Annotated in this window: 4 protein-coding genes; all 4 read left to right on the top strand. The window is 63.6% G+C overall.

Translation table 11 applies throughout. The features are described 5' to 3' along the window. Window positions 1–9: 9 nt before the first annotated feature. The 4 genes from FIV34_RS19425 to FIV34_RS19410 all read left to right on the top strand — a co-directional run bounded on the left by FIV34_RS19425 (window position 10) and on the right by FIV34_RS19410 (window position 13,421). Window positions 10–1,515: an amino acid permease gene (locus tag FIV34_RS19425; protein WP_139985138.1), complete on the top strand. Its 1,506-nt coding sequence runs from the start codon at window positions 10–12 to the stop codon at window positions 1,513–1,515. A 169-nt stretch (window positions 1,516–1,684) separates the two neighbouring features. Continuing rightward, window positions 1,685–3,379 carry a ShlB/FhaC/HecB family hemolysin secretion/activation protein gene (locus tag FIV34_RS19420; RefSeq protein ID WP_170207664.1) on the top strand — a complete coding sequence of 565 codons (1,695 nt, stop codon included), beginning with the start codon at window positions 1,685–1,687 and terminating at the stop codon, window positions 3,377–3,379. Window positions 3,380–3,396: 17 nt separating this feature from the next. Beyond that, the gene (locus FIV34_RS19415) at window positions 3,397–12,579 is read left to right on the top strand and encodes a hemagglutinin repeat-containing protein (RefSeq protein WP_139985136.1); all 9,183 of its coding nucleotides are present in this window, start codon (window positions 3,397–3,399) and stop codon (window positions 12,577–12,579) included. After that, window positions 12,576–13,421 (top strand): hypothetical protein, encoded by an 846-nt coding sequence (locus FIV34_RS19410; RefSeq protein ID WP_139985135.1) that lies wholly within the window; start codon window positions 12,576–12,578, stop codon window positions 13,419–13,421. The genes FIV34_RS19415 and FIV34_RS19410 overlap by 4 nt, the downstream gene beginning before the upstream one ends. Window positions 13,422–15,025 lie beyond the last annotated feature (1,604 nt).

Genomic DNA, 15,025 nt, shown 5'->3' with positions numbered 1-15,025 from the left:
GATTCCCCCATGTCGCTAGCCAGGTTCCTCCGCCACAAGTCCGTTGAGCAGTTGCAGGCGGAAGTCGGCAGCCGCACGGATTTCCGCCGGGTGCTGGGCCTGTGGCAGCTCACCGCCATCGGCATCGGCGGCATCATCGGCGTGGGCATCTTCGTCCTGGCCGGCCAGCAGGCCGCCATGAACGCCGGCCCGGCGGTGGCGCTCAGCTTCATCATCGCGGGCCTGGGCAGTGCCTGCGCCGCCCTGTGCTACGCCGAATTCGCCGGGCTCATCCCGGTCACCGGCAGCGCCTATACCTACGGCTACGCGGTACTGGGCGAAGGCGCGGCCTGGATCATCGGCTGGGATCTCCTGCTCGAATACGCCCTGGTGGTGGCGGTGGTGGCCATCGGCTGGTCGGGCTACGTGCAGGTGTTGCTGGCGACGGCAGGCGTGCACCTGCCGGAGTGGGCGCAGAAGAGCATGAGCGCCGACACCATGGCCTATTACTGGCAGCAGGGGATGGGCTCGCTGGGCGTGTCGTTCGCGCATCCCGTGAGCGCGCCCACCGACGGACACCGCTTCAACATCATCGCCGCGGGTATTTCCCTGTTCGTGGCCATCCTGCTTTCCATGCGCACCGAGTGGGGCGCGCGCCTGAACACGCTGATCGTAGCGATCAAGGTGCTGGGCGTGGCGCTGGTGATCGGCGTGGGCGCGTTCTACATCAACACGGCCAACTGGCACCCGTTCATCCCCGAGCGCGTGCTCGACGCCAAGGGCGCGGCGCACTTTGGCTGGCACGGCGTGCTCACCGGCGCCTCCGTGGTGTTCTTCGCGGTGTTCGGTTACGACACGCTGACCACCGCCGCCGAGGAAGCGAAGAACCCGCAGCGTGACCTGCCGCGTGCGGTGCTTCTCTCGCTGGCCGTCGCGATGGTGCTGTATATCGCCGTCTCGCTGGTGCTCACCGGCATCGTTCCTTATTCGACGCTGGGTGGCGAAGCCTCGGTGTCCGACGCGTTCAACGCCATCGGCCTGCCGTGGATCAGCAACATCATCGCCGTCGCCGCCGTCATCGGCGTGGTCAGCGTGCTGTTCGCCTTCATGCTCGGCGCGGCGCGCATCTGGTTTGCCCTTTCTCGTGACGGCCTGCTGCCGGCCTGGTTCGCCAAGGTGCATCCGCGCTACGGCACGCCGGCGCGTCCGACCATGATCCTCGGCCTCTTCACCGCCCTCGTCGCGGGCCTGCTGCCGATCGGCGAGGTGGCGGAGCTGGTGAACATCGGCACGCTCAGCGCGTTCATCCTGATCTGCGCCTCGGTGCTCGTGCTGCGCGTGCGCAAGCCGGAGCTGCACCGCAATTTCAAGACGCCGGCTGTGTGGTTCGTCGCGCCGCTGGGCATCCTGTTTTCGCTGGCGCTGATCTATGGCCTGCCGTGGATCACGTTCGAGCGGTTTGCGATCTGGATGATCATCGGGCTCATCGTGTACTTCACGTATGGCGTGCGGCATAGCAAGCTCAACAAGGAATAATCTCACTCACTCCTAGGGTTTCCCCTACGGGCGTCGGGCAAAAATCCGACTCATTTTTCAGAATCCTTCTACAGGCAACACCCCGGCAGCACCCATAACATTCTCCGGCACGGAAGCACTTCGACCCGAAGTGACCACGACCAGGGACGTTATGATGAACAGGCGCCACATGGCCAACACCCGATGCGGTCTCGCATCGATGGCCTGTGCCGTGGCGGTGCTCGCCGGCGCACCCTCCGCTGTCGGCGCCGTGGCGCTGGAGGACATCGACACGCAGGAGCGCCGCGCGCGCAGCCAGCGTGAAGCGAAGTGGCGCGACGACCAGCGCGCCCAGCCGTCGGTTCGGCTGGGCAGTGCGCCACCCGCGGACTTCCACCGCACCGACCTGCCTGCCGAAGGCGACTGCTTTCCCATCACCGGCATCGTGCTGGATGGTGCCCCGGGCCACGGGTTCGACTTCGCGCGTCGCTATCTGCGGTCCTACGTGGGCCGCTGCATGGGGCACGACGGGGTCAACCTGGTCGTACGCCGCGTCTCTGACCTGATCATCGACCGTGGGTTTGTCACCACGCGTGTCGGGCTCGCACCGCAGGATATTCACACCGGCGTCCTGAGGCTCACGCTCGTACCCGGTACCGTGCGCGCGATTCGCTTCGCGCCCGGCTCGGCGAGCGGGTTCTGGCGGACGGCGCTGCCGTCGCGGGCCGGCGGGTTGCTCAACCTGCGCGATATCGAACAAGGGCTCGAGCAGTTCAAGCGCGTGCCGTCGCAGGACGTCACCATTGATATCGCGCCGGGCGACCTGCCCGGCGAGTCCGACCTTGTGGTGTCCATCAGCCGCACACGGCCCTGGCATGTCGTCGCATCCCTGGACGACACCGGGTCACGGTCCACAGGCCGCCTGCAGGGTGGCGTCCAGCTCGGGCTGGATAATCCCCTGCGCATCAACGATGTCCTTACGCTGGGCTACAACCACGCTGTCAGCCCAGGTCGCGGGCGCGGCACGCGCGGCAACAGCGCGAATTACACCGTGCCGCTTGGCAACGGGTCGGCCACTGTCAGCCTCTACGATTACCACTACCACCAGACGGTGGTGGGCTCGCAGCAGATCTTCGTATCAAGCGGCAAGTCGCGTTCCGTGGATCTCACGCTGCAACGGCTGCTGCACCGCACGGCGTACGGCAAGACCTCGCTGGAGTTTCGCGTCGGCAAGCGCCTCGCGCATAACTTCATCGAAGGCACCGAACTGGCGAGCCAGAAGCGCCACGTTACGACGGCCGAACTCGCGTTGGTACAGCGGCAGTACGTGGGGCGTGCGCAGGTCGACCTGCGCGTAGCGCGCCGCCAGGGCGTGAGTGCGCTTGGCGGGCAGCGCGATGCAGCGAACCTCCCGGCCGGCGTTCCGACCTTCCAGTACCGCATGGGCATCCTTGATGCCTCGCTCACGCTGCCCTTCAGCGTGGGCGGCGCGCCGCTGCAGTGGACCAGCGAATTCCGGGCGCAGCACAGTGGTGATGTGCTGTACGCGTCGGAGTTCATCACCGTCGGGGGTCGCTACAGCGTTAGAGGCTTCGACGGTGAGCAGAACCTGGCCGGCGAGAAGGGCTGGTACTGGCGCAACACGCTCAGCGCCCCACTGGGTGCATTGCCCGCGGCGGCCTACATCGGCATCGATGGCGGCCATGTCGGCGGCCCCAGCATCAAGGCCCTCCCGGACAAGACCCTTCGCGGCGCCTTCGTCGGCGTACGTGGTGCCGCGGGCCCTTTGAACTTCGATGTATTTGCCGGGTGGGCAGGCAAGGGCGGTCGCGCCTTGCAGACCGCGCGGCCAGCGACGGGCTTCCAGCTCGTCTATCAGTACTGAACGGATCGGCACATCCCATGAAGAGCCTCTCTTTTCCCCACGGCACGGCCCAGTCGCTTGCGCTTGCCATCCTCGTTGCCCTGGCTGGTGGCCCCGTCGCCGCGCAGGCGCAGGTCGCTCCTGCGGCGGGCTCGCCCCACGCCCCGGGCGTGGACCCCGCCGCCAATGGCACGCCTGTCGTCAACATCGTGGCGCCCAACCAGCGCGGCGTGTCGCACAACCAGTACCACGACTTCAACGTCGACTCGCGCGGCCTGGTGCTCAACAACAGCGGTGCGGTAAGCCAGGCCCAGCAGGCGGGCTACATCGTGGGCAACCCGAATCTTGCGAACGGTGCGTCCGCCCGGATCATCGTCAACGAAGTGACGTCCCGAAACGCGTCGCAGCTGCGCGGGTTCACCGAAGTCGCGGGCCAGCGCGCCGAAGTGGTCATCGCCAACCCCAACGGCATCAGCTGCGATGGCTGCGGCTTCATCAATACCTCGCGCGGCACGATGGTGACCGGTACGCCGCTGTTCGGCGGCGACGGCAGCCTCGCGGCCTTCCGCGTCACGCGGGGCCATCTCGCAATTGACGGCGCCGGGTTGAATGCCGCCGGTACCGATCGTCTCGATCTCATCGCACGCACCGTGGCCGCCAACGCGAAGGCATGGGCCAACGAACTCAACGTCGTCACGGGCGCCAACGAGGTGGACTACGCCAGCCTCAACGCCAGGGCCATCGCCGGCGAAGGCGCGGCGGGCGTCAGCCTCGACGTGGCCGCATTGGGTGGCATGTATGCCAACAAGATCCGCCTGGTGGGAACGGAAGCCGGCGTCGGCGTGCGTAATGCGGGCGAACTGGCGACGCAGGGCGGTGACTTCACCATCACCCAGGCCGGCCGTCTCGAACTGACCGGCAAAACGTCCTCAACGGGACAGCTCGGTATCCAGGCCGCGGCCCTGGCCAATAGCGGGACCCTGGCGGCGGGTGGCAACGTAACTATCGCCACAGCGGGGGCCATCGATAACACCGGCACGATCTACGCGGCAAACGACGCGGCGCTTCGCGCTGGCGGGTCGCTGGACAACCGCGGCAAGCTTTACGCGGTGGGTGGTTCGCTCGACATCCACGCCGCCGGGTTCGGCAATGCAGCCGCCGGCGATGTGTATGCAGGAAAGCAGTTAGCCCTGCGTGCGGGCGATATCACCAACGAGGCCGGCATCGAGTCGGGCGCCGGACTGTTGCTGCAGGCAAGTGGCACGATGCAGAACGCCGGCACGGTCATCGCCGGTGCTGCCGCCCGGCTCGAAGGTGGCGACATCGAAAACAGCGGTCGTCTCAGCCTGGCAGGCGCGGCTACGTTGTGGGCCACGCGCACGCTGCTCAACCGCGGCACCCTCGTCTCCGGTGGAGACACATCGGCGCATGCCGCCGGCATCACGAATCACGGCCACTGGCAGTCCGGTGGCGACATGGCCGTTTCCGCCACCTCGTTCTCCCTCGGTGCGGAAGGCGTGCTGTATGCGGAGCGTGGCTTGGCGCTCGATGTCGACGGTGTCATGGACAACGCCGGCCAGGTCTACGCGGCGGGCAACCTGGGCGTGCGGGCCGGGGCGCTCGACAACGTCAACACGCTGCGCGCCGGGGGCGACCTCGCCGTCGATGTGGCTGGCGACCTTCGCAACAGCGGCAAGCTGCTTTCCGACGCGGGCAACGTGACCCTGGCCGCTGCGGACAGGCTCACCAACACGGGTACGACGGCCGCAAGGGGTAACCTGATGCTCAACGCCGGGACGCTTGTGTCGTCGGGCGTGCTGGGCGCGGGCATCCAGGCAGACGGCAGTCTTGGCTCGGCGGGCATCATTGACGCGGCCGTCGCGGGTGCGCTCTCGGTCCACGGCGACACGCTGGCGGCAAGCGGGCTCACGCTCACGGCCGCGTCGCTGGACCTGACCGAGGCCCGCCTTCGCACGGCGGGCGATATCTCGCTTACCGCACGCGAGGGCGGCATCGATACCGGGAGCGCGAACGTGGCGACCGCGGGTGCGCTGGCGCTCCAGGCCGCCGGCGCCATCAGCAATCGTGGTGGCGCATTGCAGGGTGGCACGATGGCCATCACTGCTGGGAGCCTCGATAACACGGACGGCACGATCACCCAGACGGGCTCGGCCGATCAGGTGCTTTCTGTCGCGGGTGGCCTCGACAACAGCCGCGGCCGCATCACCTCGAACGGCAAGCATGTCACCGTGCGCGCGTCGTCTATCGTCAATAACGAGGGGGCTATCGAGCACGCCGGCGATGGCGTGCTTACGATGCGCAGCGATGCTGGCATCGCCAACCGCCTCGGCCGGATCGTCGGAAACGGCGCATTGGATCTTGACGCGCAAGGCGCGCTCGATTCGACCGGGGGCACGATCAGCCTGGCGAAGGACATCACGCTCAAGGCGGCGAGCATCGCCAACGATGGCGGTACGCTTGTCGGCAGCATGCTGGCGGTGACTTCCGCGGGTACGCTGTCCAACGACGCGGGCGTGATCCAGTCCGGCGGCGCGCTCACCCTCGATGCCGGCTCACTCGCCAACGGCAGTGGCCAGATCAAGGGAGTCTCGGGCGACATGATCCGGTTGGGCATCGCCAACGCGCTGAGCAATGGCGGCGGTGGCTTCATCGGCGGCAACGGCGGCCTGTGGGTACGCGCCGGTGCCCTGGAAAATGCGGGCCAGCTCTATGCCGGCACCAGCGCCACCGTCGCCGCTGCCGGCCACCTCGTCAACCGGGGCGCCATCCAGGCGATGGGAACCCTGTCGGTCGCTGCCGGCACCGTACTGGACAACGACGGCGGTCGCATCGAGGGTGGCAGCGGCGATGCCGCTGCGGAGCTGACCGTGAGCAGCGGCTGGCTGACGAATGTCGGGGGCCGCATCGCCAACGGTGGCGCGGGGCAGACACGTCTCAACATCGGGGGTGCCATCGACAATCGTGATGGCACCCTGGGCGGCCAGGGTAACGTGACGGTCAGCGGCGCATCGATCGACAACGGCGGCGGCCGCCTGGTCGCGGGTAGCGATCTCGCATTAAGCACGGGGAACATTCTCAACACCGGTGGCAACGTGTATGCCGCGGGTACGCTCGACTGGCACAACGGCGGTGCCGTCCTTACCAACATCCGCGGCGAGTTCGGTGCGGGCGCTCGCCTGGCACTCACGCTGGCGTGGCTGGAGAATCTCGAGGGCAACGCGTCGTCCAACGGCGACGTGGCACTCTCGCTCTCCGGCGGCATCCGTGGCGGTGGCCGCGTGATCGCCGGTCGCGACCTCGATATCAGCTTGCCTGGCGATTTCGTCAACGGCGCCGGCAGCCAGTACAAGGCGAATCGCCATTTCGGCCTGCATCTGGGCGGCGCGTTCTACAACAGCGATGGCGCCACGCTGGAAAGCGTGGGTGCGCTGACCATCGATGCGGCGTCCATCGACAATGGTGCCGGCGCGCGGGTCAGTAGCGCCGCCACCACGCTTAATTCGCGCGGGCGCGTCACCAACCGCGGTCGCCTTGAAGGCGACAGCCTTGCCGTCAACGGTACCGATATCGACAACACCGGCTCGATGATCGGTGACACCATCACCGTCCGCGCCAACAACCTCACCAACGGTGCAGACCTTGGCGATGCCACGGACAACGCGGCCTATCAGTCCGCGCTGATCGCCGCAACGCAGGATGTCCGCCTGCTGGTCGGTGGCACGTTCCTCAATCGCGACGCCATGGTGTTCGCGCTCGGCGATATCTTCATCGCCGCCGATGACGCGGGCAGCCGCACGCAGGCCATCATCAACCGATCCGGAAGCATCGAAGCCGACCAGCGCGTGACGCTGGCCGCGAACCAGATCACGAATGAGCGACGCGTCTTCGAGACCGAGACCGTGCACCTCGCCGACGGCGCGGTGAGCCAGTCGAGTGGTCCCGTGGTGCGCTACGCGTATAACGATCCGGATCCGAACCACCGGCCGCCGAACATCGACCCTTCACAGGTCGTCTCCGCGGAAGAGGTCGAACTCGCCCGCGCGTATTGCGAGAGCAATGGCTACGACAACCACCGTTGCATCGGCTTTCGCAAGGATGGCGGCATTCCTACATCGTTCGAAGGCAGCTTCGTCGATACGCTGGTGTCGTACGAGCGACTGAAGCGCACCAGCGCGGAGGGCCGCATCGTCGGCGGCACCGACATCGTGATGTCCGGCTCGGTGACCAACGACAAGTCCACCGTCGCCGCCGGCAACAACCTCGTTATCAACGGCGCCGGCCAGGGTGCCGTGGGCCCGGGTGACACCGCCATCGGCGGCGAGATCATCCGCAATATCGCCTGGGCGCCCACGGGCACGGTGCGGACGGTCTCGTCATACGGCGTGGGCTGGGAGGCCCTCGTACACGATCCGCGCCGCTGGGTGCCCGATGGTTTCCGCATCTACGGCAAGGGCAGCAGCACCTCGACCATTGCCCTGGGTGATGGCCAGCGCCCGGCGTGGATCACGATCGATCCGGGCCAGGGCCTGGCCTCGCGGATGACGGCAGGCGGCGCCCTGGAATTCCACGGCGAGGCGATCGAGAACACCACCGTCGGCGCCGATGGCAAGCCAATCATCGGCGTGCAGCTGGGCGCCAACGCCGGCGGTGGCAACGTGATCGGCAAGGGCCCCGGCGCGGTCGGCCACGCGGGCGGCGACGTCGACCTTGGCGGCCTGGGCGACGACTCCGGCAACAGCCACGCGGGCCCACGTCCCGGCTCGCAGAGTATTGGCAGCCCGGACGCGCCGGCAGGCCAGATCCGCCTGCCGGCCAGCGGCCTGTACACCACGCACCCAGGCAGCGGCAGCCCCTACCTCATCGAGACCGACCCACGCTTCGCCAGCAAAGCGGGCTTCCTCGGCAGTGACTACCTGATGAGCCGCCTCGGTTTCGACGGCACGCGCTTCATGAAGCGCCTGGGTGACGGCTTCTACGAACAGCGCATGGTGCTCGACCAGATCACCTCGCTTACCGGCCGCCGTTACCTGACCGACAACACCGACGCGATGGCCCAGTACCGCGCGCTGATGGATGCCGGCGTGGAGGCGGCCGGTGACGTCCAGCTAGCCGTCGGCGTCGCGCTGACGGCCGAGCAGATGGCCGGCCTCACCCAGGACATCGTCTGGATGGTGAGCCAGGAGGTCAACGGCGAGAAGGTGCTGGTACCCGTGGTGTACCTCTCCGCCGCCCACGCGCAGGAAGTGGCGCAGGGCGGGGCGATCCTGTCGGGTAAGTCGGTGGTGCTGGATGCGTCCGGTGCGCTGACGAACACCGGGACGATTGCAGCGAGCGGTGACGCCAGCCTCAAGGCGGGCACGCTGCTCAATGCGGGCAACCTCACGGCGGGTGGTGATCTAAGTGTTACTGCCGCGCAGGACATCCTGAATGGCGGAGTGATCAAGGGTGGGAATGTCAGTCTTGCGGCGGGTAATGACATTCGGAGTGGTGCGGATATTGGCCGCGTCGACCTGGGCGGACTGAAGCTTGGCGACGCCATCGCGCCGTTCGATGCGGCGCGCCTCGGGCTTGCCTCGGGCGGATCGATCGCAGCGACTGGGGACCTTGCTGCCAGCGCGGGCCGCGATCTTGCGCTCGGTAACGTGCTGGTGACATCGGGTGGCGATATGGTGCTTTCCGCCAAGCGCGACCTCTCGCTCGCCGCGACGTCGGTCAAGGCCGGCGGCGATGCGGCGCTGGCCGCCGGGCGTGACCTCAGCCTCAGTGCCGTTGGCCAGACCGCAGCCGTGCAGGGCGGGACGTACAACAGCGAAAGCACCGTGCATTCCGTGTCGACCGTTGAGGCGGGCGGCAACGCCGTTCTCGCGGCTGGTCGCGATGTCGTGAGCGAGGGCGCGAGGGTCAAAGCGGGCGACCAGCTTGCCGTTAGCGCGGGCCGTGACGTTGTTCTTAACGCCGTCACGGACACGTATCGCAGCGAAAGCCATGGCAAGGACGGCACGAAGGCCGTCCAGACCCGCACGATGGACGAGGCCCTGGCCGGCACGTCCCTGACTAGCAACCGCGGCGTCAGCGTAAGCGCAGGGCACGACATCCGTGCCACGGCGGCAGCGATCACCAGCGACGTGGGTGGTGTGGCTCTGGCTGCGAAAAGTGACATCAGCCTCAATGCAGGTCAGGAGCGACACACCTGGGAGCAGCGCGCCAAGAGCGTCAAGTCCGGCGCCACGTCGAGCACGACCAAGAAGACGTTCGACGCCAGCCTGGACAACCTCGCCGTCGGCACGCTGATCAGTGGCGACACGGTCGCCGTGGCCGCCGGACACGACATCACCACGCATGGCGCCCAGATCGGCGCCACCGGAGACGTGGTGATGGCGGCAGGCAACAACCTGACCATCGGCACGGCCGAGACCACGCACAGCGAAACCCACGACCGTACGGTCAGCAAGTCCGGCGTGATGTCCGGCGGTGGCTTCAGCGTGATGATCGGCGCCTCCAAGGAGCAGACCGGATACGAACAGACAGACAGCACGCCGACCGGAAGCTTCGTTGGTAGCACCGATGGCAATGTGGTGCTGAGCGCGGGGAACCTGGTGCATATCACCGGCAGCGACGTACTGACCACGCGGGACACCGCCATCATCGGCAAGGATGTGACGATCGACGCGGCGCTGGCGACGACCGACACGCACGAAACGTACAAAAAGCAGACGGCAGGCATCCACCTTGGCTTGACCGGAGGCGTGGTCTCGGCGGCACAGGCGGCCTACGGCATGTCAAAGCGCGCAGGCCAGGTCGAAGACAGTCGCCTCAAGGCGCTCTACGCGGCAGGTGCCGCGGCCAGTGCGTACGGTGCGTATGCGGGTGGTGCGCAGGCTGTGGAAGCCGCATCGGCATCGGGTGCCGCTTCAGATGCTGGAGTAAGCCTGAGGATCGGCATCGGCGCCAGTAGCGTGAGCAGCGACAGCAAGACGCACGCCGAAACAGCCGTTGGAAGCAACCTGCGTGCTGGCGGCAACCTTGCCATCGCCGCGACGGGCGGGGACCTGAATATCGTGGGAAGTCATCTCGATGGCTCAAACATTGCCCTCGCTGCGGCCCGTGACCTGAACATTCTTAGCCAGGCAGAAAATCACTCCAACAAAAGCACCAACAAGAACGGCAGCGGCGAGATCGGATTCTCGGTCGGATCGCAGACTGGCATCTATGTCACGGCCGCGACGGGTAAGGGGAAGGCGACCGGCAACGGCGTCACCCATGCCGAGAGCACGATCAATGCCTCGAATACGCTCCAGATCATCAGCGGAAACAACACCACGATTCAGGGCGGCCTGTTGGCCGCAAACCAAGTGGTCGGCGTCGTGGGCGGAAACCTCACCCTGCGCAGTGAGCAGGATACGGATGACTATGCCAGCAAGCAGAAGCAGATGGGTGGCACGTTCGTCTATGGCTACGGCGGAAGCGCGAACTTCTCGAGCAACAAAGCGAAAGGCCACCTTGAAAGTGTGAACGAGGTAACCGGCATCCGCACTGGAGACGGTGGATTCCAGCTCGCGGTCGGTGGCAATACCCACCTCGCCGGCGCCGTCCTCGACAGCGCCGCGGATGCATCGAAGAACGTGCTCAACACGGGATCGCTTTCCTACGAGTCAATCAAGAACAAGTCGAGCTACGAATCCTCAGGCGTCACGGTAGCCGGGAGCTACAACGGCAACGCGCGCGGCGAGCAAAAGGTGAGCATGGGTGGCACCAGCCTGCAGATGCCAATGGATAAGTCGCGCGAAGGCACCACGAAAAGCGCCATCGCCCAGGGCGCCCTTGTGATCCGCGACGGCAGCGTCAGTGACATCAGCCGCGACCCGTCCTCGGTAGGCGGCCAGGTCGTCGCCTACGATCCCAAGAAGATGGCCGAGAAAAAGGAGCTCATCGGCGCGGTGCTTGGCACGGCTAACGCCGTGACCGACGCAGTCTACGATGCTCGCGAGGCCCAAAAGAACAAGGAAATTGCTGATCTCAACAATCGAGCGCGCGAAGCCGAGGCAGCTGGCAAGGATGCTGATGGCCAGGCTCTCCGCATGGCGGCATTCGCAAAAGCTAGAGAGCGTGATAATCCGAGCTGGAGCCCTTCGACGGTAAAGACCGTCAATGCCCTGGGAGCATCAGTACTTTCCGGGAACGTCGACCTCAAGTACCTCGCCACGACGGGTGCGATCGCTCGCGTTGGCGATGCATGGACCAGTGCGGGCAAGGGATTCAATGAGACTCAGGCGGTCAAGGTGACCTGCACGCGTCCAGTTTCCGATTGTGCCGGCGGTAACCCGAAGCTGGGTGCTTGGTCGGAGGATAATCTCGAAGGCGACTGGGAGTTGCCCACAGGACAGGGTGTGGGATCTGAGGAGCGTATTGCCGCGCTGAAGAAACATGGCTACACGATTGAGTTAGTCGATACCATTCCTTCCGACGCACGCAATCTCGCGACAAATGGAATCCTCAATGACCTTGCCAGGGCATCACAGCTTTTCGTGGGCTACACGGAACGCGCGGATCCCGACGTAGAGAATACGACGTTCTATCTTCAGTACAATCAGACACATGGCGGACTGTCTGATTTGATGCAGGCAGGATGGGACAAATTCATCTCGCCGCTCAACGGCGAATACTCCGCTACGTCCACTGCACTGGCATCTGCGATCGTCGCCCGTGGCAGCGGTGCGTTTAACGTGCTTGGTCATAGCTTGGGAAGTATCACAACCCGGAACGCGCTATTCCAGTCAGTTGACGCGGGATACATCAATCCTAAACTTAGTGTCGCTGTCTTCGGGGCAGCAGTGCGTCCCACGCCGCTTGTCGATTCGATGAAGACCATCACAGGTAAGGAGATTTATGACCTGATTGGCAGAGAGAACATTTCGCATGCGCAGCTGACGTTCCTTGATCATCCGAATGATCCTGTGTCTTCTCTTGTCGGAATGAACGTGTTTCCGTCGCCCTACTTGGATCCAACTAGCTCCATCCACATCCCGGGTGCCTCGCAGAGTAACTTCTGGGGCGCGATCAAGGGGCTTGCTGATGTGTTCGGCGGCTCCGTAAATCCTCATAGCTGTCAAGGTTTGAACTGCATGTATCGGCCCGATATGAACTGGACAATCAAGAGCCCGGCTTTGGAGAGCAAGAACAGCAGAGAGGGGTCAAGGTGAAGTTGCGCACTTGCATCGTTACCACTTTTCTAGCGGGTGTTTCGCTTTCGGGTTGTGCAACTGATAAATACTACTCACCCGTCGTGCAGCACTCGCCTCCGCAGAGATGGTCTGATCCAGTGACTGTGTGCGTCAGAGAACCCACGATCGTCTCCGATCTCCGGATATCACTGCGCGGCGTATACATTCCAGAGCGCCAAGATGTCCCGTGTTCTCCCCAAGCCCAGGATATTGGATTTCGAGAAGGGGATGATGGATTTGTTGGCGAAGGAAAAGTGGATCCATCCGGCTTTGGTCAGTACGCGATGTCGCTTTACACGCTGGAGATCGACAATCCCGCGTCTAGGCTCCGAGGTGACGGGCTTGCCTCGGAGCGAGTGATGCCGGTGCTCAACAAGGCGGCCGGAGTGACGCCAAGTGGCGATGGTGCGAGATTCTGGAGGCACCACGAAGAGATCTATTCGAGGGACGAACATATTAACGGTCGCGTTTGGAAGCACTACGCTTTCACTCGCTACGATAGTCGGTCGGAAGACCCTACGAAGCCGGGATCGTTCCGGACATGGGGATCGGTTGATGTTGCCGAGCCAGTAAACAATGCGCCGGCAGTATTCGATATCACTGAGGTGTACATCCTTAAGATCGATGAAGGGCACGCCATTCTGGCAACCGGGCGCTACAAGAGGATGGTCATTGAGGACCCTGGTTGGTATGCCTCTCGGAAGGCGCTCCTCGAGCGAATGGTTAGATCCTTGGACCTTACGGACGTGACGGATATCGAGGTAGAGAGGGCGCGCGCTGCGGCCAAACTCAGACGTGCTGCAGATAAGTCACGGAAGTAAAGATGTCTGCCCGGAATCGTGATGTCTCGATTGGCTGCACGATCGAAGACCCATCACTCCGCCGCTTGCCAGATCTCTTGCCGTTCTCCTGAGGATTTATCCAAAGCGAGTTCAATAACGTGATCTATAACGAAAGTAAGAATGTTTGGATCAACGCTGCTGTTCCCGGCGTCGGAGGAGAAGCCGAATTCTTGGCCGGAGGAAATTCACCCAATGGCTGACGACGAAGGTTCCCGCTTCGGTCCTGCCGAAATTGGGTGGCAATGAAGCAGGCGCAGTCGTCAATGAGGGCGCGGGTGCGATCTCCGATGTGGTGAAAGTGCCCGATACGAAGAGGCACGAAGGAGGTGGTGAGTGAAATTCTTAGGTGGATTGGCGGTAACGTTCTGTGCATTCTTCCTTGTTACATCTTCCCTTGTAATGTTTTTTGGAATTGAAATCTGCCTACTCCGCGGCATCGAACTTGATCGTCCAATCCTTTACGAGGTACTCGGTCGGGCCACCAACGCCGGCTACGGATGCGGAATATCGATGGACGTGATTTTATGCGTTGGATATCGAAGATGATCTAAATGCTCCCACCTACAGCTTCAGCCGCGTGAGAGCATAAGCACGATATTCGCGAAGCATATCCAGCCACTTAGTCCGTTTAGATGCCGTGCTGGATCGCGTGGTGATGCTCCCTAAAGCCCGTTAGGGTGAGCGTATCGAAACAAGTCGTCCAACGATGGAGTGTCGAAATGACAAGGCTAGTGAACGCCGTGATCTACGGGTCAGCAATGTTCTGTACTTCGTTCGTAATTGCGGCGTCTTGTGGTGTGATTTACACGATATGCGAAGGCTTGAAGTTTGAGGAAGAGGTTGTCTTTTTCTTTCTTCGGAGAGCGTTTATTTCTGGCGCCGTAGCAGGGGTCGCGTGCCTCTTGATCGGTTACTTCGGAGCTCATCGGCGAATCGGATCTAAGTAGCTTGCAGGTGGTTAATGCGGATGCCATTCGTTCGGGTGTGGCGGGGGTGTCTGGCTACAAGGGGGGCGGCGTGAGTAGTGAATGGATGAAAAAATCCATGCCAAAATCCGTCGTGCCCTCTGTTTACGGTAGCGTCGTCGGCCCCGCGGCGGCGTAGGTCGATCAAGTACTAATGGACACCCTCAAACCCATATCTTCAAGAAGAAGTTCCAATGGGTGCAGGCAATGATGAGATTTTTTCGAATTATCGCGATTGGATTTTTTACTTATGTAGGCACGACGGGTGGAATGTTGCTCCTCGCGTGGGTGGGTTGCGCGATAAAGGGGTGGGAGTTTGACTTCACTATCGCTGTGCCACTTGCTTGCAAGCGTGGGGCAGTTCCGGCGTCTATGGCTACGCTGCTTTTCTGTCTGCCTCAGCCAAGACCTCGAAAGCCGCACTGAGGTGAGGCATCAGAATGAAACGAATGCTCAACGCCTTGCTATATGGATCGGTCATGTTTGGTACGTCATTTCTGCTCGTGGCGTCTGCGGGCGTGATCGGAGTGATTGCCCATGATGTGAAAGTGGACGAGGACGTGGACACTTTCTTGCTCCGAGAAGCATCGATGGCTGGATCGGTAACTGGTGCGGCGT

This window comes from Luteibacter pinisoli (assembly GCF_006385595.1).
Taxonomy (GTDB): domain Bacteria; phylum Pseudomonadota; class Gammaproteobacteria; order Xanthomonadales; family Rhodanobacteraceae; genus Luteibacter; species Luteibacter pinisoli.
The sequence above is the reverse complement of the archived record's forward strand: the minus strand, read 5'-3'. Positions and strand labels throughout refer to the sequence as shown.